Below are 23,002 nucleotides of genomic sequence, written 5' to 3' on the forward strand. Positions count from 1 at the left end.
CGTCCGGCTTGAGGTTCGGCACCGAAGTAAGCTCTATGGCCCAAGGCGACAAGGATCGGAAGGCTGGCGATGCGGAGATACGGCGAAACACCCCGGCGCGGGCAGGTCTATCACCCCAGGCCCGGCGCCTATGCGGTGCTGCTGCGGGGCGACAGGGTTCTGCTGACCTTCCAGGCCGAGCCCGACCCGGAATATCAGCTTCCCGGCGGCGGCATCGACCCCGGGGAACAGCCCATCGCCGCCCTGCATCGCGAGGTCTACGAGGAAACCGGCTGGACGATCGGGCCGCCGCGCCACCTCGGCGCCTGGCGGCGGTTCACCTACATGCCGGAATACGACCGCTGGGCCGAGAAGATCTGCCATGTCTGGCTGGCCCGCCCGATCCGCCGCCTCGGCCCGCCGACAGAGCCGGGCCACACCGCGCTGTTCCTGCCCGCCGGGCTTGCGCTGGAGATGCTGACCCATCGGGCCGAAGCCGATTTTCTGGCGAATCTGCTTAGTTAGAGCCTTTCCGGGCCGGAATATTCAAACAACAGCGCCGAGAGGTCATCGGGAAAGTCCCGGTCTCCGACATGGGCCGACAGGGTCCAGAGTAGCGTATCGAGAAACGCCGATCCGCGCAGGTCGCCGGCCCCCCGGACCATGTCGATCAGCCCGGCGTCGTCCAGCATCCGCCCCTCGGCATCGGGGCATTCGGTGAACCCGTCGGAACAGATCAGCAGCCGCTCCCCCGGTCGCAGGGTGAAATGGGCGGCCTCGTAGCGGGCCTCCGGCAAGAGGCCGATCGGCAGCCCGCCGTCGCCCACCGTCCGCACCGCGCCGTCCGGCGCCTGCACCAGCGGCATCGGATGCCCCGCCTGCACCAGGCTCACCGCGCCCGAGGCGAAATCCAGCACCGCCAGCGCCATGGTGAAATAGTGCTCGGTCTCGACCTCTTCCAGCATCAGCCGGTTCAGGTCCGCCGCCACCTCTGCCGGCGGGCGGGCCACGATTCGACCCCCGGTATCGTGACGCAGCGCGATGTTCTGCCCCGGGACTCCACCGCTCAGATAACCGGCCAGCCGGGCGGTCAGCAGCGCCGAGGCGATGCCGTGGCCCGAAACGTCGATCCCGTAGAGCCCGACCCCGGCATGACCGATCCGGTAGAAGCCGACCAGATCGCCGCCGACGTGGCCCGAGGGGTGCAGCATCAGGTTGACCTCGCCCTCGGCAAAGCAGCGCCGCCGCTCCCGGACCAGCGATTGCTGCAGTTTCCGGGCCTCGATCAGGTCGCGGTCGATGGCATCGTAGAGCAGCCGCAACTTGCTCAGCGCGGCATTGGCCACCCGGTTCCGCTCGGTCAGGGCCCGTTCCATCGCCAGGATCCGCGCCCCGGCCGAGATTCGCGCCCGCAGTTCCTGCACACCCACCGGCTTGGCCAGGAAGTCGTCGGCCCCGACATCCAGCCCCTGCGCGATCTCGTCCTTCCCGCTCTTCGAGGTCAGCAGGATGAAATAGACATAGCGGTCGCCCTGCCGTCGACGCACCTCGCGGCACAGTTCCAGCCCGTCCATGTCCGGCATCATCCAGTCCGACAGCACCAGATCGACATCCTCCAGCAGGTGGTGGTCCAGCGCCTCGCGGCCCGATCCGGCCTCGACCGTCTGGAACCCCAGCCGCCGCAGGCAGGCAGCCAGGATCCGGCGCTGCAACTTGCTGTCATCGACGATCAGCACCCGGCGGACCGATCGGCCCGCCCGCCCCCGCAGCGGCGGGACCGGAGGCAGGGTTGTCAGGGCAAGGTTCGGCAAACGGGCTCCTCCGGTTCGGGCTGACGGCCAGTCTCGGCGGTTTCCCCTAAGGCCGCCTTAAGCCGTTCCGACAATTCGCCGCATTCCCGGGACGGAATCTTAACCCCGGCCCGCTATGGCTGCCCCGGGGATGCGGCCCGCAGGAGGTGACGGTGATCGAATGGAACCGCGTGGACGAGCTGCGCGATGATGTCGGGGAAGAGGAATTTCCCGAGGTCGTGCAACTGTTCCTGGACGAGGTGGAGGCGGTTCTGGCGCGGCTCAAGGCGCGGCCCGCGCCCGAGACGCTTGAAGACGACCTGCATTTCGTCAAGGGCAGCGCGCTGACCCTGGGCTTCCGCGCCCTGGGCGAGATCTGCCAGCAGGGCGAACGCGATGCCCGTGCCGCCCGCTTCGGCGCGATCGACATTCCCCGGCTGCTGTCGATCTATGCCGCCTCGAAGGCCGAGTTTGCCGCCCGGCTGGGCCTGACCGTGGGCACTGCTTGAAGGCGGCCCGAAAAGCAACTATCCCCGCACCGCTGAGGCCAGAGCCGGGGAGCCAGAAAGATGTCCGCACCGAAGAAAGTCGTCCTTGCCTATTCCGGCGGACTCGATACCTCGATCATCCTGAAATGGTTGCAGACCGAATACGGCTGCGAGGTGGTCACCTTCACCGCCGACCTCGGACAGGGCGAAGAGCTGGAGCCGGCCCGCGCCAAGGCCGAGCTTCTGGGGATCAAGCCCGAGAACATCTTCATCGAGGATCTGCGCGAGGAATTCGTCCGCGACTTCGTCTTCCCGATGTTCCGCGCCAATGCACTCTACGAAGGGCTCTATCTGCTGGGCACCTCGATCGCCCGGCCGCTGATCTCCAAGCGGCTGGTCGAGATCGCCGAGGCCACCGGCGCCGACGCCATCTCGCATGGCGCCACCGGCAAGGGCAACGACCAGGTCCGCTTCGAACTCTCGGCCTATGCGCTGAACCCCGATATCAAGGTCATCGCCCCCTGGCGGCTCTGGGATCTGCAAAGCCGCACCAAGCTCTTGCAATTCGCGGAAGAGCATCAGATCCCGATCGCCAAGAACAAGCGCGGCGAAGCGCCCTTCTCGGTCGATGCCAACCTGCTGCACACCTCGTCCGAGGGCCGGGTGCTGGAAGACCCGGCGGTCGATGCGCCGGACTATGTCTATCAGCGCACCGTCGATCCCGAGAAGGCCCCCGACACGCCGGAATATATCGAGATCGGTTTCGAACGCGGCGATGCGGTGTCGATCAACGGCGAGGCGCTGTCGCCCGCCACCATCCTGACCCGACTGAACGAACTGGGCGGCAAGCACGGCATCGGCCGTCTCGACATGGTGGAAAACCGCTTCGTCGGGATGAAGTCGCGCGGCATCTACGAAACCCCCGGCGGCACGGTCCTGCTGGAAGCGCATCGCGGGATCGAGGAGATCACGCTCGATTCCGGGGCCGGGCATCTGAAGGATTCGATCATGCCCCGCTATGCCGAGACGATCTACAACGGCTTCTGGTTCTCGCCCGAGCGCGAGATGATGCAGGCGCTGATCGACAAGAGCCAGGAACATGTCACCGGCACGGTGCGGCTGAAGCTCTACAAGGGTCTGGCCCGGACGGTCGGGCGCTGGTCGGATCACTCGCTCTATTCCGAGGCGCATGTGACCTTCGAGGACGACGCCGGCGCCTATGACCAGAAGGACGCGGCCGGGTTCATCCGGCTCAACGCGCTGCGCCTGAAACTGCTGGGCACCCGCAGCAAGCGGCTGCGCGACTGAGGCTCAGGCCACCGCGTCGAGATAGGCCTTCGCATCGTCATAGACCCTGCTCAGACCCTCGGGCCGGTGGAAGTCGATATGGACGATGCGGCGGGTCTGGCTCTTGCCCAGCACCCGGCGAAAGCGGAAATCCTTGTCGGTGAAATTGCCCGGCTGGGTGATCCAGCGCACCATGCCCCGGGCCAGCCCGCGATAGGGCGCGATCAGGTCGATGATCCACAGCCGGTCGCCCGAATTCCAGTCATTCGGGTCCAGTCTGCCGGTGGTCACATAGGCCTGCTCGGCCTCGGCGCTCAGCCTGGCCCAGGTGAAGACCCCGCGCGGAATCTCGTCGAAGCGGAAAATCCTGAACTGGCCCAGCTCCACGGGCGGTTCGATCGATTCCCGCAACAGGCCCAGCGGCATCTCGGCATGGCGCTGGCTGCGAAAGGCCAGAAAGGCCATGTCGCCATAGATCCGAAGCTTCTCGGCCGAAGGGAACTCGACGGAATTGGTGGGTCTGGGTTCTTCCCGACTCATGCCGCCGGCACCCCGAGAACCGCGGCTTCCCGCACCGTCAGAACCGGCCGCGCCGCGGCATAGGCGGGCCGGCCGCCGAACAGCTGCCAAAGCTCGGTCTGCACCGCGGCGCCAAGCGCCGAAACCGAATACTGGCCGGGATGGAAGCTCTCGGTGGTGGCGCCTTCGGTCACGATCATCTCGTGCCGGTCGAACAGCAGGTGGAAATACTCCACCCCGTCCGCCGGGTGATCGACGCGGATGGAATGGTCGTTGATCAGCGCCTTGGCCGGCACCAATACCTCGGCCTCGCCAAAATAGAGCTCGGCCCGCCAGCCCCGAATCAGCACCCGGTGCTGCGGCGAGACGATCAGATCGCGGGCCGGCACCCCGGCCCCCAGCGCCCCGGCCTGAATGCGGACCGGGCGCAGATGCAGATGCTGGTCCAGCTCGGCACTGCTGACCCTGCGCGAACCGACCCAGCGCAAGGGTTCGGCCCGGCCATCCGCGGTGCGCACCAGGTCGCCGACTTCCAGGTCCTCGACCCGAACCGGCCCCTGCGGCGTCTCGATCAGGGTGCCCCGCGCCAGGCAGATCAGCAACCGGATCGACACCGAATCGGTGTCGCTGCTGATCCCGTCACCGCCGGTCACCGTGAAGGTGACGACCTGATCCGAGCCCGAGGCATAAAGCGCGGACTTGTCGATCGTGAAGGTGAATGTCCCGTCCGAACTATTGGTGCTCAGCGTGCCGAACTGGGTCGTCGAAAGCGCGCTGAAGGTATAGCTGCTGGCCTCGCCCTCGCTGACGCCGTCGCTGACCACATCGAAGTCACCGCTGATCGTGGTCAGCCCGGGATTGGCCGAAAGGTCGCCGGTGAACTCCCAGCCATCCAGCCCGCTACTGGTCGTGCCCGTGCCATTGCCGCTGACATCCGAGATATTATAGCCCATGGCGACCTCTGTTGCGGGCATGCGCCACCGGGGCCGCCCGTCTTGTTTGTCCACTCTCGGTGGTCTTGTGACCTGCTCTCGCCGACCTACTGCCGGATTTCAAAGGATTTTGAGGCATCCGGGCCGGGCTGGCAAGCAACGATTCAACCTGCGGCTGTGCAAGAGGATTATTGCCGTGGCATTTCGGCCTGGTTCTCAGATCTTCACGGCCGCCAGGCGCTCGTAATGCGGCAGCGCGGCCTCGGCAAGGTCCCCGGCCGGCCCCGACAGCCTTGGCAGCGGCCCTTCCGCCGCCGCGAATCCGGTCGAACGATGCACCGCGCCATACCAATGCGCCGCCCAGACTCCGTCGGCCGGGTGCCCTCCGGCGGGCCAGGAAAGCATCCGCTCGGTCCAGGCGATATCCAGCCTCTCGCAAAGCCTGCGCAGCATCGCGGCCGGATCGCGGCGGATATCGTCGGAATCCAGCACCACCGGGCTCTGACCCAGCGAGGTGCAGAGATCGAACAGCTCGGCCTGCTGGCGAAAGCCGATGTCGTCCAGCGTCGGGTCTTCGCGCTTGGCGCTGTAGCTGGCCACGACCCGCGCCGGGTGCCGGATCAGGAAGACATTCGACATCCGCTCCAGCCAGTCGCGGCGGATGCCGGGCAGCATGTGCTGGGTCATGTGCTTCTGATAGCGCAGCGGTCGCGTCGCATCCGGCGCCAGACAGGCCGAAATCACCTTTTCAGGGTCTGTTTCCTGGCTGGCCAGGATCGCCTCCCGCATCGGATGATCCAGCCCGGTCGCGGCCAGATAGGCGGCATAGAAGGGCTCGTCCACCACGGCACAGTCCCCGCGCGCCGCGAAGGAATACATCATCGCGGTGGACAGGTTGCGCGGCCCCGACCAGCAGGCGATGTTCATCTCTGGTCCTGCCCCATCCGGCAGGCCGAGATCAGCGCCATGTTCAGCACGTCGTTGACCTTCGATCCGGTCGAGCAGATCTGGATCGGCTTCGGCACCCCGGTCAGGATCGGCCCGATCACCGTGGCGCCGGCCATCTCCTGCATCAGCTTCACCGAGATCGAGGCCGAATGCCGGGCCGGAACCACCAGCACATTGGCCGGAGCGGTCAGGCGGCAGAACGGATAGGCGGCCATCGCCTCCATGTTCAGCGCCACATCGACGGTCATCTCGCCTTCGTATTCGAAATCGGCGCCGCGCCGGTCCAGGACCTTGGCCGCCTCGTACATCTTGGTCGCCCGCTCGCTGACCGGATAGCCGAAGGTCGAGAAGGAGAGGAAGGCCACCCGCGGCTCCAGTCCCAGCCCGCGCGCCGCATGGGCGGCGGCGGTGGCGATATCGGCCAGATCTTCCTCGTCCGGCCATTCCTGCACCAGCGTATCGGCAATCAGCACGATTCGCCCCTGGTGCAGCACCGCCGTCACCCCGACGCTGCCGGATTCGGCATTGGCGTCGAAGACATGGTTGATCAGCGACAGCACATGCGCCGATTTGCGCGTCGCCCCGGTGACCAGCCCGTCGCCGTGGTCATGCGCCAGCATCAGCGCCGCAAAGACATGCCGGTCCCGCGCCGCCAGCCGGTGCACGTCCTGCCGGTCCGCCCCGCGGCGTTGCAGCCGCTCGTAGAGAAACGCCTTGTATTCATCCAGGTGCTCGGTGTTGGCGGCATTGACGATGTCCAGTTCCGAATAGGCATCGCCCAGCCCCTCGGCGGTCAGCTTCTCCTTCACGTCGGCTTCGCGCCCGACAACGATCGACTTGCCGTAGCCGCCGCGCTGATAGGCGACGGCCGCCTTCAGCACCCGCGGATCGTCGCCCTCGGCAAAGATCATCCGCGCCTGCGCGGCCCGCGCCCGCACCCCTATGCCCTGCAGGATCGAGGCGGTCGGGTCCATCCGCGCCTTCAGCGACTGCTGATAGCCCTCCATGTCCAGGATCGGCCGACGCGCCACGCCGGTCTTCATCCCGGCCTCGGCCACCGCCGGCGGCACCACATGGATCAGCCGCGGATCGAAGGGCGTCGGGATGATGTATTCCCGCCCGAAGGTCAGCTTCTTGCCATAGGCCAGCGCCACCTCGTCCGGCACATCCTCGCGCGCCAGCGCCGCCAGCGCCTCGGCACAGGCGATCTTCATCTCGTCGTTGATCGCCCGGGCATGGATGTCCAGCGCGCCGCGGAACAGATAGGGAAAGCCCAGAACGTTGTTGACCTGGTTCGGGTAGTCCGACCGCCCGGTCGCCACGATCGCGTCCTTGCGGATGCCATGCGCCTCCTCCGGCGTGATCTCGGGGTCGGGGTTGGCCATCGCGAAGATCACCGGATCGGGCGCCATGCTGGCAACCATCTCGGCGGTCACGGCCCCCTTGGCCGAGACCCCCAGGAACACGTCCGCGCCCTTGATCGCCTCGGCCAGGCTGCGGCAGTCGGTCTGCGCCGCATGGGCCGATTTCCACTGGTTCATGCCCTCGGTCCGACCCTGATAGATCACCCCCTTGGTGTCGCACATGATGCAGTTGTCATGCCGCGCCCCCATCGCCTTGAGCAGTTCCAGGCAGGCGATCCCCGCCGCCCCGGCGCCGTTCAGGACGATCCGGCATTCTTCCAGCTTCTTGCCGGTGATGTGCAGCGCGTTCAGCAGCCCCGCCGCGCAGATCACCGCGGTGCCGTGCTGATCGTCGTGAAACACCGGAATGCTCATCGTTTCCTTGAGCTGCTGCTCGATGATGAAGCATTCCGGCGCCTTGATGTCTTCCAGGTTGATGCCGCCGAAGGTCGGCTCCATCAGCCGCACCGCCGCGATGAAGGCATCCGGGTCTTCGGTGGCCAGCTCGATGTCGATCGAGTTCACGTCGGCAAAGCGCTTGAACAGCACCGACTTGCCTTCCATCACCGGCTTCGAGGCCAGCGCCCCCAGGTTTCCCATCCCCAGGATCGCCGTGCCGTTGGTGATGACCCCGACCAGATTGCCCTTGTTGGTGTAGTCATAGGCGGTCGCCGGATCGCGGGCGAGCTCCTCCACCGGCATCGCGACGCCGGGGCTGTAGGCCAGCGACAGGTCGCGCTGGGTCGCCATCGGGACCGAGGCGACGATGTCGAATTTCCCGGGCCGCGGATGCAGGTGAAAGGCCAGCGCCTCTTCCCGGGTGTATTTTGTCTTGCTCATCTCTGCTCCTCCCACGGCCGAAGTCCGTCATAACGCTCCGCATCGCACGGCTCAACTGCGCTTCTTGGCGCGGGGGCCGAATCCCGGCCCCGGCCTCTCTGGTCGCGCTGCACCGCTGTGGCTATAGACGGTGTGTTACCGGGGGAAGAAGGGCATGGCCGACGACACCGTCACACCGATGATGGCGCAGTATCTCGAAATCAAGGCCGGGCACCCGGATGCCTTGCTGTTCTACCGCATGGGCGATTTCTACGAGATGTTCTTCGACGATGCGGTCGCCGCCGCCGAGGCGCTGGACATCGCCCTGACCAAGCGCGGCAAGCATCTGGGCGAGGACATCCAGATGTGCGGCGTCCCGGCCCATTCCGCCGAGGGCTATCTGCTCAGCCTGATCCGCAAGGGCTTCCGGGTCGCGGTCTGCGATCAGATGGAGGATCCGGCCGAGGCAAGGAAACGCGGGTCCAAGTCGGTCGTGAAACGCGAGGTCGTGCGGCTGGTGACGCCCGGCACCCTGACCGAGGACAGCCTGCTCGAAGCCCGCGCATCGAACTTCCTTGCCGCCTATACCGAGGTGCGTGACGATTCTGCCCTGGCCTGGACCGATATCTCGACCGGAGAGCTGCATGTCACCCCCTGTCCGCCGGTGCGCCTGGCGCCGGAACTGGCGCGGCTGAACCCCCGCGAACTGCTGGTGCCGGAAAGCCGCCTGGCCGAGCTGGAGCCAAGGATCGAAGGCCCCGCCGTCACCCCGCTGTCGGCCGCCTCCTTCGATTCCACCTCGGCCGAGACACGGCTGACGGCGCTGTTCCAGACCGCGACGCTGGATGCCTTCGGCGGGTTTTCCCGGGCCGAACTCTCGGCACTGGGCGCCCTGGTCGATTACATCGACATCACCCAGAAGGGCCGCCTGCCGCATCTGCGCCCGCCGCAGCGCGACATCCCGGGCGGCACCCTTCAGATCGACGCCGCGACCCGCCGCAATCTGGAGTTGACCCGCTCGCTGACCGGCACGCGCGACGGGTCTCTGCTGGCCGCGATCGACCGCACCGTGACGCCGGGCGGCGCAAGGCTGCTGGAGCGCCGCATCGCCGGGCCGAGCTGCGACCGCGCCACCATCACCGAACGTCTGGAGTCGGTCTCCAGGCTGGTCGAAGACCCCGTTCTGCGTGACGATCTGCGGGCCGAACTCCGCAGCGTTCCCGATATCGACCGGGCCCTGTCGCGGCTGGCCCTTGGCCGCAGCGGGCCCCGCGATCTCGCCGCGATCCGCGCCGGGATCGAGGGCGCCACCCGCATTGCCCGGCTGCTCGACGGCTGCGAGGGTCAGCTGGACCCGGCCGACCTCAAGGGCTTCGAAAGCCTGGGGGCGCTTCTCTCGTCGGCCCTGGTGGCCGAACCGCCCTTCGCCACCAAGGACGGCGGCTTCATTGCCGAGGGCTATCACGAAGAACTCGACCGCACCCGCAAGCTGCGCGACGAAGGCCGCGGCGTCATCGCCGGATTGCAGGCCGAATATTCCGGGGCCACCGGCATTGCCTCGCTGAAGATCCGGCACAACAACGTGCTCGGCTACTACGTGGAAACCCCGGCCAGCCACGCCGAGAAGATGCTCTCGCCGCCGCTGTCGGAAACCTTCATCCACCGCCAGACCAATGCCAACGCGGTGCGCTTCACCACGCTGGAACTGTCGGAACTCGAAACCCGGATCCTCAATTCCGCCACGCATGCCGATGCGATCGAGCGGCAGCTGTTCGACCAGCTCGCCGCCGAGGTGCTGGACCATAGCGCCGGGCTGTCGATCCTGTCGCGTCGTCTCGCCGCCGTCGATCTCGCCGCCGCCGCCGCCGATCTGGCCACGCGCGAGGACTGGACCCGGCCCGAGATCACCGAAGACCGGGACTTCCTGATCGACGCCGGACGGCATCCGGTGGTGGAACAGGCGCTGAAGCGGCAGCAGTCCGGCACCTTCATTCCCAATGACTGCGACCTCAGCGCCCGGGACGATGCCGCGGCGATCTGGTGCCTGACCGGGCCGAACATGGCCGGTAAATCCACCTTCCTGCGCCAGAATGCGTTGATCGTGCTGCTGGCCCAGGCCGGGTTCTACGTTCCCGCCGAACGGGCGCGGATCGGGCTTGTCAGCCAGCTCTTCTCGCGCGTCGGGGCCTCGGACGATCTGGCGCGGGGCCGCTCGACCTTCATGGTCGAGATGGTCGAGACCGCGGCAATCCTCAATCAGGCCGACGACCGGGCGCTGGTCATCCTCGACGAGATCGGGCGCGGAACGGCGACCTATGACGGGCTGTCCATCGCCTGGGCGACGCTGGAACATCTGCATGACGTGAACCGCTGCCGCGCCCTCTTCGCCACCCATTACCACGAGCTGACGGCGCTCGCCGACCGCCTGCCCGGCCTGTCGAATGCCACCGTGGCGGTGAAGGAATGGGACGGCGACGTGATCTTCCTGCACGAAGTGCGCAAGGGCGCTGCCGATCGCAGCTACGGGGTTCAGGTCGCCCGGCTTGCCGGCCTGCCCGCGGCGGTGGTCGAACGGGCCCGGGTCGTGCTCGACGCGCTGGAGAAAGGCGAACGTGAGGGCGGCGCCAGCAAGAAGGCACTGATCGACGATCTGCCGCTCTTCGCCGCCACCGCGGCCCAGGCCCCCGCGCCGCGCCCGGCCGCGAAGGACTCCGAGATCGAGGCCCGGCTGAAGGAGATTCACCCGGACGAGATGACGGCCCGGCAGGCCCTGGAGCTGCTCTACGACCTGAAAGCGCTGCTAGAGGCGCAGGACCGTCGGTTTACCTGAATTTAACCGGAATTTTCCCAATGAATTCAGAGTGTCCCCATGGGGACACTCAGTTTTTGGGGGTCGAGGAGACGCCGACCTGCGCCGGCCGCAGCAGCCGGTCATGCAGCATGAACCCGTCCGCCATCACCTGGATGATGTCGCCCGCCTCGGTGCCGGCCACCGGCGCTTCGAACATCGCCTGGTGCAACTGCGGATCGAAGGCATCGCCGGGTTCCGGCGTGATCGGCTCGATCCCGTGCTTCTTGAAGACGTTGATCAGCTCGCGCTGCGTCAGTTCGATGCCTTCGATCAGCGCGGCATTCGACTCGCGCTGCTCCGGCGCGATCGACTGGATCGCCCGCTTGAGCGAATCGAAGACCGGCAACAGGTCGCGCGCCAGCTTGCTGCCGCCGTATTGTTCGGCCTCGCGGCGGTCCCGCTCGCTGCGCTTGCGCGCATTCTCGGCATCCGCCAGCACCCGCATGAACCGATCCTTCAGATCGTCGCGTTCGACTTTCAGCGCGATGATCTCGGCCTCTACATCCGACATCGGCTCTGTCGCCTGCTCGGCCGTCTGATCTTCCGGGACATTCTTGTCCTGTTCGTTTTGTGCCTCAGCCATATTCTTCCCCTAGCCCCTGTCGGACAGCAGCCGTCCGACGAGTTGCGCCGTGTAATCCACAATCGGAACGATCCGTCCATAGTTCAGCCGCGTGGGTCCGATGACCCCGATGGCCCCGACGATCTTCCGGTCAGCGTTCATATAGGGAGAGACAACCAGAGAGGAACCCGAAAGTGAGAAGAGTTTGTTCTCCGAGCCGATAAATATCCGCACACCGTCGCCGGTCTCGGTGAGTTCCAGGAACTCGGCAATGTCCTTCTTGCGCTCGAGATCGTCGAACAGGGTGCGGATCCGCTCCATGTCCTCGGCATCCACTCCGGCGTCGAGCAGGTTGGCCTGACCCCGGACAATTAGTCGCGCGTCGGTGTCGTCGGTCTCGTCCCAGACCGCGACCCCCGCCGTGACCAGTTCGGAGGTCAGCGAATCGAGTTCCTGCCGGTGCAGCGCGATCTGCTGCTCCAGCTTCCGCCGCAGGGTCGAGATCGAGGCCCCCTCGGCGATCGAGTTCAGGAAATTCGACGCCTCGCGCAGCGCCGAGGCGGTTTGGCCCGGCGGCGGCGTGAAGACCCGGTTTTCGACATGGCCGTCCTGGAACACCAGGATCGCCAATGCCCGGTCCGGTGCCAGGCTGACGAACTCGATATGGCGGATCGGCGCCTCGTGTTTCGGCGTCAGCACCAGGCTGGCGCCCTGGGTGAGGCCGGACAGGGCGGTGCCGACCCGATCCAGCATCGAGCCGACATCGGGGCCGTTCTCGCCCAGCGTCTCGTCCAGTTTCTCGCGATCCTTTTCCGACAGATCGCTGACCTCGAGCAGGCTGTCCACGAACATGCGCAGCCCGGCCTGGGTCGGCACCCGCCCGGCGGATATGTGGGGCGAGCCGAGCAGGCCGAGAAACTCCAGGTCCTGCATGACATTTCGAATCGTCGCGGCGCTGACCTTTTCCGACATGGTTCGCGTCAGGGTGCGCGAGCCGACCGGATCGCCGTTCGACAGATAGGCTTCGACCACGCGGCGGAACACCTCGCGGCTGCGGTCGTTCATCTCGTCTAAAAGGTTAGAATTGCTCATCTGACTGTCGACTCCGGGACTGTAGAAACTAAGGGGCTGCGACCGGCCACGTCAATAAAGGTTGGCCTCGATCCTTGCCCGTTCTAAGACGACGCGAAACTGAAGGATGACCCCATGCGCCCCTCTGGCCGGACCACTGATACCCTGCGCCCCGTCTCGATCGAGATCGATGTCACCAAGCACGCGGAGGGCTCCTGCCTGATCCGCTGCGGCGATACCCATGTGCTGTGCACAGCCTCGCTGGAAGAGCGGGTGCCGCCATTTCTGCGCAACTCGGGCCTGGGCTGGGTGACGGCGGAATACGGGATGCTGCCCCGCGCCACGACAACCCGCAACTCGCGCGAGGCTGCCCGTGGCAAGCAGACCGGAAGAACCCAAGAAATTCAACGGCTTATCGGACGCTCTTTGCGCACCGGCGTGGACCGGGTCGCCATGGGCGAGCGGCAGATCACGATCGACTGCGACGTGATCCAGGCCGATGGCGGCACCCGCTGTGCCTCGATCACCGGCGGCTGGGTGGCGCTGCGGTTGGCGGTCAACCGGCTGATGAAGGCCGGCGACATCAAGACCGATCCGCTGACAAGCAACATCGCCGCCGTCTCCTGCGGCATCTATGCCGGGCAGCCAGTGCTGGATCTTGACTATCTCGAGGACAGCGAAGCCGGGGTCGATGGCAATTTCGTGATGACCGGTGATGGCCGTCTCGTCGAGGTGCAGATGTCGGCCGAGGGATCGACCTTTTCGAGAGAGCAGATGGACGCCCTGATGCGCCTGGCGGAATCCGGCGTCGCCGATCTGGTCGCGGCCCAGAACGCCGCCGTCGCCTGATGCGGCGCTTCGACGGCGACCGGCTGGTTCTGGCGACCCATAACGCCGGCAAGGTGCGCGAGATCGGCGCCCTGGTCCGGCCCCTGGGCATTTCGGTGGTTTCGGTGGGCGAGCTCGGCCTGCCCGAGCCCGAGGAAACCGAATCCACCTTTGTCGGCAATGCCCGGATCAAGGCCCATGCCGCCGCCGGCGCCTCGGGTCTCCCTGCCCTGTCCGACGACAGCGGCATCATGGTCGAAGCCCTGGACGGGGCGCCGGGGGTCTATACCGCCGATTGGGCCGAAACGCCGAATGGCCGCGACTACCTGATGGCGATGACCAGGGTCTGGGACCTGTTGGAGGAAAAGGCCGCCCCCTTCCCGCGCCGCGCAAAGTTCTGCGCGACGCTCTGCCTGGCCTGGCCCGACGGGCATGACGAGATTTTCACCGGCGAGGTGCCGGGCACGTTGAAATGGCCGCCGAGCGGCGAGTTCGGCTTTGGCTTCGATCCGATCTTCGTGCCCGAGGGGTATCATGTTACCTTCGGAGAGATGGGCCCCGAGGAAAAGCACCGGATCAGCCACCGCGCCGTGGCCTTCGCCAAGCTGATGGCCGGCAGCTTTGCCCGCTGACAGGGTCGAAGCGGGGTTCGGGCTTTATGTTCACTGGCCCTATTGCCTTTCGAAATGTCCCTATTGCGACTTCAACTCGCATGTCGCGGCGCAGATCGACCAGCAAGCCTTCGTCCAAGCCTACCAAGCCGAAATCGAATCGGTCGCCCGGCTGACCGGCCCACGCCGGCTCGACTCCATCTTTTTCGGCGGCGGCACGCCCAGCCTGATGGCCCCGGCAACCGTCGAAGCGGTGCTGGCGGCAGCGCGGGAAGCGTGGTCCTTCGCCAATGACATCGAGATCACCCTGGAGGCCAACCCGACCTCGGTCGAGGCGGCCGCCTTCGACGGGTTCCGCTTGGCCGGGGTCAATCGTATCTCGGTCGGGCTTCAGGCCCTGAACGACGACGACCTGCGGGCCCTGGGGCGTCTGCATTCGGTGGATGAGGCGCTGCGGGCGCTGGAGATCGCGCAGGCCCGTTTCGATCGTGTCAGTTGCGACCTGATCTATGCGCGGCAGGGCCAGACCCCGGAAGCCTGGGAGGCCGAACTGACCCGTGCGCTGGCGCTCGGCACCGATCACCTGTCGCTCTACCAGCTGACCATCGAGGACGGCACCGCCTTTGGCGACCGGCATCGTCGCGGACTGCTGCGCGGATTGCCGGATGAGGATCGTTCGGTGGCACTGTTCGAAATCACCCAGACGATGACCGCCGCGGCCGGGCTGCCGGCCTATGAGGTCTCGAACCACGCCCGGCCGGGGCAGGAATGCCGCCACAACCTGATCTATTGGCGCGGCGGCGACTGGGCCGGTATCGGTCCGGGCGCGCATGGGCGGCTGACGCTGGACGAACGCCTGGCAACCGAGACGCCGCGCGCCCCGAAGGACTGGCTGGCGGCGGTGGCCGACTCCCGCTCGCAACAGATCGAGGCGCTGACCCCGGACGGCCGCGCCGCTGAATACCTGATGATGTCGCTGCGGCTGACCGAAGGCAGCGATCTGTCCCGCTTTCGCGCCCTGGGCGGCGAGCCGATCGAGGCGCGAATGGCCGATCTGGTTGCCGACGGGTTCCTGCGCCGCGACGGCGAGCGCCTGTTTGCCACCGCCAGCGGGCGGTTGCTGCTGAACTCGGTGCTGCGGGCGTTGCTGGCCTAATCCGAGAAGATGTTGCCCTTCACCCCGGACAGGGCCTGGCACAGCCGGTCGAGGTCGTCGAGCGAAGCATAGCTGATCGACAGCACCCCGCCCTCGCTGCCGGCGCGATGGTTGATCTGCACCGGCATCTTCAGCGTCGCCGAGAGATCGCCTTCCAGCGCCAGCGTGTCGGCATCCTTGGCCGGGGCAGCGCGCGGTTTGCGCGAGGATGCGGGCTTTGCCGCCGTCGCCAGACGTTCGACCTCGCGCACCGAAAGCCCCTTCTTCACCGCCCGCTCGGCGAGTTCGACGGCATTCGGCAAACCGATCAGGGCACGGGCGTGGCCGGTGCTGAGCCGCCCATCGACCAGCATTTCGCGGACCGGGTCCGGCAGGGCCAGCAGACGCACCAGATTGGCGACATGGCTACGGCTCTTGCCGACCGCATCGGCTACCTGATCTTGTGAGTGACCATAGCGTTCGATCAAGGTGTGGTAGGCAGAAGCCTCATCAATCGGGTTCAGGTCGGCGCGCTGGACGTTTTCGACAATGCCGATCTGCAGCACTTCCAGCTCGTCATAATCGCGCACGACCACCGGCACTTCGTGACGCTCGGCCAGCTGCGCCGCACGCCAGCGCCGTTCGCCCGCCACCAGCTCGAAGACGTCATCGACCGCACGGACCACCAGCGGCTGGATGATGCCGAACTCGCGAATCGAGGTGGCCAGCTCTTCCAGCTCCACCTCGTCGAAATGCCGCCGGGGCTGCGCCGGGTTGGGGTGGATCTTCTCGATCGGCACCATGCGTTCGGCACCGGTTCGCCGCGTGCTGCCCTGAGGGGCTGCTTCCTCGGTCCGCACATCGGCCATGAGGGCCGACAGACCGCGCCCCAATCCCTTTCTGCCACTTGCCATCAGACACCCCCTTGTTGTGGTGTGGTCTTATCTTTCTACAATCTCTTGTGCCAGCGCCCGATAGGCAATGGCCCCTTTCGACTGCGGATCATAGCTCAGCACCGGCACCGCGAAACTGGGCGCCTCGCTGACCCGCACATTGCGCGGCACCACGGTGTTGAACACGACCTCGCCCAGCGTCTCGCGCGCATCGGCCTGCACCTGCTGCGCCAGGTTGTTGCGCTTGTCATACATGGTCAGAACCACGCCTTCGATCCGCAGCTTGGGATTCGCGGTCTCGCGCACTTCGCGGATCGTCAGAATCAGTTGCGACAGGCCCTCCAGGGCAAAGAATTCGGCCTGCAACGGGATCAGCACCGCATCCGCCGCCACCAGTGCATTGACGGTCAGCAGGCTGAGGCTGGGCGGACAGTCGATCAGGATGTAATCCAGTTGCAGCGCCGCCGCTTCCGGTCCGCGCAGCGCGTCGTGCAGCAGGTAGCTGCGCCGTTCGTTGGACACCATTTCCAGATCGGCCGAGCTGAGATCGGTCGTTGCCGGCGCGACGAACAGGCCCGGAGTCGTGGTTTCAAGCGCAACCTCGTTCAGCGGTTCACCTTCGATCAGCAGATCGTAGGTGGTCAGGTTGCGGGCCTTGGCCGTGATCCCCAGGCCGGTCGAGGCGTTGCCCTGCGGATCGATGTCCACCACCAGCACCCGCTTGCCCAGCTCCACCATCGCCGCGGCCAGGTTGATGGCCGTGGTTGTCTTGCCGACGCCGCCCTTCTGGTTGGCCACCGCGATAATCCGGGTCATACGCGGAATCAGGTCGTCAGGCACGTGTAAGTCCTTCCAGTTTCAGCAGTCTTGCGTCGAGATCGGTCCGGCTTGGCGCCTCGGTCAGATCAAAGCGCCAGGCCTCTCGTGCCGCCGCCACTTCTGTAGCGTAGCGGGCGCCTTTCGGGAAGATCGCCATGCCCCCCGGCTGCAAATGCCGCAACGCCAATGGCAGCAACTCGCCCAGCGGCGCCAGAGCGCGGGCAGAAACGACATCGCCCTGCTGCGGCGGCGCCGCTTCGATCCGCTCCGCCAGGATCGTTGCCGGCAGCCCCAATTCGCGCACCACCGTCGCCAGGAAGGCGGCTTTCCGGTTGTCCGATTCGATGCAGGTGACTCGCAGATTCGGCAGGTCCATCGCAAGAATGGCGATCACCAGCCCCGGGAAGCCGCCGCCGGTCCCGAGATCCACCCAATGGCCGGCGGTCAGGCCGGAAAATCCCAGGAGCTGAACCGAATCCTCGATATGGCGTTGGCGCAGATCGGCCAGGCTCGCCCGGCTGACCAGGTTGACGGCCGGGTTCCACTTGCGCACCAGCGCTTCGAAAGCGGCAAGACGCTCGGTTGTTTCACGTGAAACCTCTGGCATGGCGGTGGGCTGTTTCACGTGAAACGTCAGGCCGAACGGCGGGCGTCACGCCGCAGATGGGCGAGGATCAGCGTCAGCGCCGCCGGGGTCATGCCCTCGATCCGCGCCGCATGCGCCAGGCTGGCCGGGCGCAACCGCTCCAGCTTGGCCTTCAACTCGTTCGACAGCCCGCTGAGCCCGGCATAGGAGAAATCTTCCGGGATCGCCACGGCCTCGTCCCGCCGCAATGCCTCGGCGTCCCGGTCCTGACGTTCGAGGTAGTTGGCGTAGAGCGCGTCACGGCCAAGCTGGGCCCGCACATCCGCCGGCAGATCGGCGAATCCCGGCACCAGTGCCACAACATCTGCCTCTCCCACATCGGGGAAACTCATGATCTCGTAGACCGTGCGCCGAACCCCGTCATTCCGAACCTTCAGCCCGGCCCGCGCCAGTTCGGTCGAGGAAAAGCCATGCGCGCTGAGCATCTCCTTGCCGCGGGCCATCGCCTCGGCCTTGGCTTCAAAGGCGCGCTTCCGCGATTCGGAGACGCAGCCCAGGGCGATCCCCATCGGCGTAAGCCGCTGGTCGGCATTGTCCGCCCGCAACGTCAGGCGGAATTCGGCCCGTGAAGTGAACATGCGATAGGGCTCGGTCACGCCGCGGCTGACCAGATCGTCGATCATCACGCCGATGTAGCTTTCGGAGCGCGAGAATTCGACCGGCGCGCGGCCAAGGGCGCCCAGGGCCGCATTCAGCCCCGCGACCAATCCCTGCGCGGCGGCTTCCTCATAACCTGTCGTGCCGTTGATCTGGCCCGCCAGATAGAGGCCCGGCGCCTGTTTCAGTTCCAGCGTCGGACGCAGGCTGCGCGGATCGACATAATCATATTCGATCGCATAGCCCGGCTGTAGAATCGCCGTATTTTCAAGCCCATGCATCGAATGCACGTAATCCGCCTGCACATCCGCCGGAAGCGAGGTGGAAATGCCGTTGGGGTAGACGGTGTCGGTGCTCAGCCCCTCGGGCTCCAGGAACACCTGATGCGAGTCCTTGTCGGCAAAGCGGACCACCTTGTCCTCGATCGAAGGGCAATAGCGCGGCCCGATCCCTTCGATATGCCCGCCATACATCGCGGATCGTGCCAGGTTGGCGCGGATGATCTCATGCGTTTCCGCGTTGGTATGGGTGATCCCGCAGGAAATCTGCCGGGCGACCGGGGCGCTGGAGAGGAAGGAAAACATCACCGGCTCATCGTCACCGGGCTGCATGTCGAGCTTGTCCCAGGCAATCGTCCGACCATCCAGCCGCGGCGGCGTCCCGGTTTTCAGACGCCCGAGCGGCAGGCCGTAATCCTTCAGCCGATCTGCCAGACGCAGGGCCGGCCGCTCCCCTACCCGGCCGCCGGGCCGGGAGCTGTCGCCGATATGGATCACCCCGCGCAGGAACGTCCCCGTGGTCAGGACCACGGCGCCCGCCGGGATCTCGCTGCCATCCTCCAGAACGACGCCGGCGACCGTCTCGCCCTGCATCAGCAGATCGACCACCTCGCCCTCGATCACCTCGATGCCGCTGTCGCGCACCGCCGCCTGGGCCGCGCTCTTGTAAAGCGCCCGGTCCGCCTGCGCCCGCGGCCCCTGCACCGCCGGCCCCTTGCGACGGTTCAGCAGCCGGAACTGGATGCCGGCCTGATCCGCTGCCTGGCCCATCACCCCGCCCAGGGCATCCACTTCGCGGACCAGATGGCCCTTGCCAAGGCCGCCGATCGCGGGATTGCAGCTCATCGCGCCGATGCCGTCGAAACTCAACGTCACAAGGCCCACACGCGCACCCAGCCGGGTCGCGGCATGGGCGGCGTCGGTTCCGGCGTGGCCTCCGCCGACGACAATGACATCAAACTGTTTCACGTGAAACGATCCTATTTGCCGATGCAGAAGCTGGCGAAAATCTCGTCGAGCAGGTTCTCGACATCCACCCGCCCGATCAGACCGTCCAGAGCCCGCAACGCCTGGCGCAAGGCTTCGGCCGCGTGCTCTGCCCGATCCGAACCCGCACATACCTCATCCCGCGCCGATTCCATAGCCCCGATCGCCCGGGTGACGGCCAGCAGATGCCGGGTGCGGTTGATCTGCGCCGCGCCTGTCATCCGGCGTTCCAGCTTCTGCCCGATTTCGGATACCAGCCAGCTCAACCCTTCGCCTGTCACGCCCGAGACGCTGGGCCCCTCCACCGCCGCCAGATCGCCCTTGCCCTGCACCACGATATCGTCGGTCCCCGGCATCAACAGCGGCACCGCCCGGGTCTCGTCGAGAAGGAACACCCGGAGGTCCGCCGCCCGCGCCCGTTCGACGCCCCGCGCCACCCCGATCCGTTCCACCTCGTCGCCTGCATCGCGCAAACCGGCGGTGTCCAGAACCGTCACCGGCAAGCCGTCGAGATCCATGCGGACCTCGATCACATCCCGCGTCGTTCCGGCAACCGTCGAAGTGATCGCCGCCTCCCGCCCCGCCAGCGCATTGAGCAAGGTCGATTTGCCGGCATTCGGACGCCCGACGATGGCGACCTCGAACCCGTCGCGCAGCCGCTCGGACACGCCGAAACCGCTGACTTCGTGCCGAAGCTCCGGCAATACCGAATCGATCAGCGACAACACCTCGGGCGTCACATCGACGGGCACATCCTCATCCGCGAAATCGATCGTGGCTTCGATCAGCGCCGCCGCGCGGATCAGCTTGACCCGCCAGCCCTCGGCCAGGCTCCGCAGCCCGCCGGCCATCTGGGCCACCGCGGCACGCCGCTGCGCCTCGGTCTCGGCCTCGATCAGATCGCCCAGGGCTTCGACCTCGGTCAGGTCCAGCCGGCCGTTCTCCAGCGCGCGCCGGGTGAACTCACCGGCCTCGGCGGCGCGGAACCCCTGGCGACCGCCCAGCTCGGCCAAGATCGTTGCCACGACGGCGGGAGACCCGTGCACCTGGAACTCGGCCACATCCTCGCCGGTAAAACTGCCGGGACCGGGAAAGCACAGCACCAGACCGGTGTCGATCAGCCCCGCCGTCCCCTGCAGTTTCGAGAGTTGCGCCTGCCGCGGCACCGGCAGACGGTCGGCCAGGGCCTGCACGGCCTCAAAGGCCAAAGGCCCGGAAACCCGGATCACGGCGACCCCGGCCCGGCCCTTGCCACTGGCCAGAGCGAAGATAGTATCCATCTGTAACCCCTTGTCTTACAACAAGGATTATCCGTTCATCGACTCGAAGAACTCGGAATTGGTCTTGGTCTGCTTGAGCTTCGAGATCAGGAATTCGATCGCGTCCGTGGTGCCCATCGGGTTCAGGATCCGGCGCAGCACATAGGTCTTCTGCAGATTGGCCTTGTCGACCAGCAGGTCTTCCTTCCGGGTGCCGGACTTGAGGATGTCCATCGCCGGGAACACCCGCTTGTCGGCAACCTTGCGGTCCAGCACGATCTCGGAGTTGCCAGTGCCCTTGAACTCTTCGAAGATCACTTCGTCCATCCGGCTGCCGGTGTCGATCAGCGCGGTGGCGATGATCGTCAGGCTGCCGCCCTCTTCGATGTTCCGCGCCGCGCCGAAGAACCGCTTCGGCCGCTGCAGGGCGTTGGCATCCACACCGCCGGTCAGCACCTTGCCCGAAGACGGCACCGTGGTGTTGAAGGCGCGGCCCAGGCGAGTGATCGAATCGAGCAGGATCACCACGTCGCGCTTGTGCTCGACCAGACGCTTGGCCTTTTCGATGACCATCTCGGCCACGGCCACGTGGCGCGTTGCCGGCTCGTCGAAGGTCGAGGACACGACCTCGCCCTTCACACTACGCTGCATGTCCGTGACTTCCTCGGGCCGCTCGTCGATCAGCAGCACGATCAGGTAGCACTCGGGGTGGTTCATCGCGATCGAATGGGCGATGTTCTGCAGCAGCACCGTCTTACCGGTGCGGGGCGGCGCCACGATCAACCCGCGCTGGCCCTTGCCGATCGGCGCCACCAGATCGATGATCCGGGCCGACCGGTCCTTGGTCGTCACGTCGTTCTCGACCTCCATCTTCAACCGCTCGTCGGGATAGAGCGGCGTCAGGTTGTCGAAGGCGATCTTGTGGCGGGCCTTCTCGGGATCCTCGAAATTGATCTGGGTGACCTTGGTGATCGCGAAATAGCGCTCGTTCTCACGCGGCGCGACCATCACCCCGACGACGGTATCGCCGGTGCGCAGCGCATATTGGCGGATCATCTCGGGCGAGACGTAGATGTCATCCGGGCCGGGCAGATAGTTCGCCTCGGGCGAGCGCAGGAAGCCGAACCCGTCCTGCAGCACTTCCAGCACCCCGTCGCCGCCGATCTCGGCGCCTTCCTCGGCATATTCCTTCAGGATCGAGAACATCATCTCGCCCTTGCGCATGGTCGAGGCGTTCTCGATATCGAGCTCCTCCGCCATCGCCAGCAGATCCTTCGGGCTTTTCGCCTTCAGTTCGGCCAGGCTCAGCCGTTCGAAATCATCATCAAGTGCCATGGGAATATCCTGCGGCCGCGCATCGCGGCCCTGTCATCAAGGAATCGGAAAACGGCCTCCCGGACGGGCGCCTCGACGCCATATGGTCAATTCCGGCCATCCTGTCAACAGATCCGGCTACCAGCCCGAGAGTTTCAACCCGATCACCGAGCCGACGATGACGATCAGGCACAGGGTCGGCACCTCGTTCATCATCCGATAGGTTCGCCCGCTGCGGGTATTCCGCCCGGCCACGAAATCCCGGCGCCGCGCCGACAGCCAGCCGTGATGCCAGCTGAGGACGAAAATCCCCAGGGTCTTGGTCCAGGGCCAGACCGATGACCAATCGACGATCCCCGGCGTGAAGACGAGGCAGAGACCGAAGACCCAGGTCGAGATCATCGCCGGATTGATGATCGCCCGCAAAAGCCGCCGCTCCATCGTCTGGAACAGCAGATCGGTTTCGCTGCCCTGTTCCACGCTTTCTGTGTGATAGACGTAGAGCCTCGGCAGATAGAACATCCCGGCCATCCAGGCGACGACCGAGATGACATGCAACGTCTTGATCCAGGGATAGGCCAGGCTGAGAAATTCGGACATGGGCGCTCCATCACGGGACGCGCCCCTTCTACTTAAAAGAATATCTATAAGGAATAGATGTAGTAGTAGGGCTGTGGAACAAGTGGATATCCGGCATCCGTCCACGACGCGCCAGGGTGGCCCAGGGCCTGTTGACAAGCTGTCCCAAGGCGTCAGTAAACCAGTAAAACAACAATTACATCAATAGGATACCGTCTATGGCGGCGGTGGATGAATGCTGCGTGGGGTGGGATAACGTGGCGTCCAACCATGGCTGTCCACAGGTGCTGTGGTGGCCGTGCACAAGAGGATGGATTTCGCAAAACCCGGGCTTTTTCCCGGACACGTCCCCGTGCCAAAGTCCGGCCGGGACTTTCCCCCAGTTTTCCCACCGGCTTGGCCACAGG

General features: G+C 66.0%; 21 protein-coding genes. 7 read left to right on the forward strand and 14 right to left on the reverse strand.

Features of this window, described 5'->3' with window-relative positions; genetic code table 11:
- Positions 1-69 precede the first annotated feature (69 nt).
- Positions 70-504 (forward strand): NUDIX hydrolase, encoded by a 435-nt coding sequence (locus NUW50_RS09090; protein WP_258288785.1) that lies wholly within the window; start codon positions 70-72, stop codon positions 502-504.
- Here the strand turns inward: NUW50_RS09090 and NUW50_RS09095 are convergent.
- Positions 501-1,790 carry a PP2C family protein-serine/threonine phosphatase gene (locus tag NUW50_RS09095; protein ID WP_258288786.1) on the reverse strand — a complete coding sequence of 430 codons (1,290 nt, stop codon included), beginning with the start codon at positions 1,788-1,790 and terminating at the stop codon, positions 501-503. The genes NUW50_RS09090 and NUW50_RS09095 overlap by 4 nt on opposite strands.
- A 152-nt stretch (positions 1,791-1,942) precedes the next feature.
- Here NUW50_RS09095 and NUW50_RS09100 point away from each other — a divergent pair, with 152 nt between their 5' ends.
- Together NUW50_RS09100 and NUW50_RS09105 are read left to right on the forward strand one after the other, a co-directional pair.
- A complete protein-coding gene (locus NUW50_RS09100) occupies positions 1,943-2,278 on the forward strand; it encodes an Hpt domain-containing protein (protein ID WP_258288787.1) in 336 nt (111 codons plus the stop codon).
- Between the two features lie 60 nt (positions 2,279-2,338).
- The gene (locus NUW50_RS09105) at positions 2,339-3,565 is read left to right on the forward strand and encodes an argininosuccinate synthase (protein ID WP_258288788.1); all 1,227 of its coding nucleotides are present in this window, start codon (positions 2,339-2,341) and stop codon (positions 3,563-3,565) included.
- Positions 3,566-3,568: 3 nt separating this feature from the next.
- Here NUW50_RS09105 and NUW50_RS09110 read toward each other — a convergent pair whose 3' ends face one another.
- The 4 genes from NUW50_RS09110 to NUW50_RS09125 form a co-directional block, all read right to left on the reverse strand.
- Positions 3,569-4,084: a toxin-activating lysine-acyltransferase gene (locus NUW50_RS09110; protein ID WP_258288789.1), complete on the reverse strand. Its 516-nt coding sequence runs from the start codon at positions 4,082-4,084 to the stop codon at positions 3,569-3,571.
- Entirely contained in the window at positions 4,081-5,016 is a 936-nt protein-coding gene (locus tag NUW50_RS09115) for a Hint domain-containing protein (RefSeq protein ID WP_258288790.1), read from the reverse strand. Before NUW50_RS09115 ends, NUW50_RS09110 begins: the two co-directional genes overlap by 4 nt.
- Positions 5,017-5,211: 195 nt before the next feature.
- Positions 5,212-5,922: a sulfotransferase gene (locus tag NUW50_RS09120; RefSeq protein ID WP_258288791.1), complete on the reverse strand. Its 711-nt coding sequence runs from the start codon at positions 5,920-5,922 to the stop codon at positions 5,212-5,214.
- Positions 5,919-8,186 carry an NADP-dependent malic enzyme gene (locus tag NUW50_RS09125; RefSeq protein WP_258288792.1) on the reverse strand — a complete coding sequence of 756 codons (2,268 nt, stop codon included), beginning with the start codon at positions 8,184-8,186 and terminating at the stop codon, positions 5,919-5,921. Before NUW50_RS09125 ends, NUW50_RS09120 begins: the two co-directional genes overlap by 4 nt.
- Before the next feature lie 154 nt (positions 8,187-8,340).
- Here NUW50_RS09125 and mutS point away from each other — a divergent pair, with 154 nt between their 5' ends.
- Positions 8,341-10,995 (forward strand): DNA mismatch repair protein MutS, encoded by a 2,655-nt coding sequence (mutS, locus tag NUW50_RS09130; RefSeq protein WP_258288793.1) that lies wholly within the window; start codon positions 8,341-8,343, stop codon positions 10,993-10,995.
- Positions 10,996-11,044: 49 nt separating this feature from the next.
- On the opposite strand, the gene NUW50_RS09135 is transcribed toward mutS, so the two are convergent.
- Positions 11,045-11,599 carry a nucleotide exchange factor GrpE gene (locus tag NUW50_RS09135; RefSeq protein WP_258288794.1) on the reverse strand — a complete coding sequence of 185 codons (555 nt, stop codon included), beginning with the start codon at positions 11,597-11,599 and terminating at the stop codon, positions 11,045-11,047.
- 9 nt (positions 11,600-11,608) lie between these two features.
- Positions 11,609-12,670: a heat-inducible transcriptional repressor HrcA gene (hrcA, locus tag NUW50_RS09140; protein ID WP_258288795.1), complete on the reverse strand. Its 1,062-nt coding sequence runs from the start codon at positions 12,668-12,670 to the stop codon at positions 11,609-11,611.
- Positions 12,671-12,784: 114 nt separating this feature from the next.
- Here hrcA and rph point away from each other — a divergent pair, with 114 nt between their 5' ends.
- Genes rph through hemW form a run of 3 tightly spaced genes read left to right on the forward strand, consistent with a single transcriptional unit; the run spans position 12,785 to position 15,244 of the window.
- Positions 12,785-13,498, forward strand: coding sequence for a ribonuclease PH (rph, locus tag NUW50_RS09145; RefSeq protein ID WP_258288796.1), 714 nt, complete (start codon positions 12,785-12,787; stop codon positions 13,496-13,498).
- Positions 13,495-14,109 (forward strand): RdgB/HAM1 family non-canonical purine NTP pyrophosphatase, encoded by a 615-nt coding sequence (rdgB, locus tag NUW50_RS09150; RefSeq protein ID WP_258289313.1) that lies wholly within the window; start codon positions 13,495-13,497, stop codon positions 14,107-14,109. The genes rph and rdgB overlap by 4 nt, the downstream gene beginning before the upstream one ends.
- Positions 14,099-15,244, forward strand: a complete 1,146-nt coding sequence (gene hemW / locus NUW50_RS09155) for a radical SAM family heme chaperone HemW (protein ID WP_258288797.1) — start codon at positions 14,099-14,101, stop codon at positions 15,242-15,244. The genes rdgB and hemW overlap by 11 nt, the downstream gene beginning before the upstream one ends.
- Here the strand turns inward: hemW and NUW50_RS09160 are convergent.
- The 7 genes from NUW50_RS09160 to hemJ form a co-directional block, all read right to left on the reverse strand.
- Positions 15,241-16,137 (reverse strand): ParB/RepB/Spo0J family partition protein, encoded by an 897-nt coding sequence (locus NUW50_RS09160; protein WP_258288798.1) that lies wholly within the window; start codon positions 16,135-16,137, stop codon positions 15,241-15,243. The two genes, hemW and NUW50_RS09160, sit on opposite strands and share 4 nt — an antisense overlap.
- Positions 16,138-16,164: 27 nt before the next feature.
- On the reverse strand, positions 16,165-16,932 hold the full coding sequence (locus NUW50_RS09165; RefSeq protein WP_258289314.1) for a ParA family protein: 768 nt from the start codon (positions 16,930-16,932) through the stop codon (positions 16,165-16,167).
- Positions 16,933-16,948: 16 nt separating this feature from the next.
- A complete protein-coding gene (gene rsmG, locus NUW50_RS09170; protein WP_258288799.1) occupies positions 16,949-17,542 on the reverse strand; it encodes a 16S rRNA (guanine(527)-N(7))-methyltransferase RsmG in 594 nt (197 codons plus the stop codon).
- A gap of 26 nt (positions 17,543-17,568) precedes the next feature.
- The gene (mnmG, locus tag NUW50_RS09175; protein ID WP_258288800.1) at positions 17,569-19,425 is read right to left on the reverse strand and encodes a tRNA uridine-5-carboxymethylaminomethyl(34) synthesis enzyme MnmG; all 1,857 of its coding nucleotides are present in this window, start codon (positions 19,423-19,425) and stop codon (positions 17,569-17,571) included.
- A gap of 11 nt (positions 19,426-19,436) precedes the next feature.
- The gene (gene mnmE, locus NUW50_RS09180) at positions 19,437-20,723 is read right to left on the reverse strand and encodes a tRNA uridine-5-carboxymethylaminomethyl(34) synthesis GTPase MnmE (protein ID WP_258288801.1); all 1,287 of its coding nucleotides are present in this window, start codon (positions 20,721-20,723) and stop codon (positions 19,437-19,439) included.
- A gap of 27 nt (positions 20,724-20,750) precedes the next feature.
- Entirely contained in the window at positions 20,751-22,037 is a 1,287-nt protein-coding gene (rho, locus tag NUW50_RS09185; protein WP_258288802.1) for a transcription termination factor Rho, read from the reverse strand.
- 117 nt (positions 22,038-22,154) lie between these two features.
- A complete protein-coding gene (gene hemJ, locus NUW50_RS09190) occupies positions 22,155-22,616 on the reverse strand; it encodes a protoporphyrinogen oxidase HemJ (protein ID WP_258288803.1) in 462 nt (153 codons plus the stop codon).
- Between the last annotated feature and the right edge of the window lie 386 nt (positions 22,617-23,002).

It is taken from the genome of Frigidibacter sp. ROC022, assembly GCF_024723735.1.
Taxonomy (GTDB): domain Bacteria; phylum Pseudomonadota; class Alphaproteobacteria; order Rhodobacterales; family Rhodobacteraceae; genus SLM-1.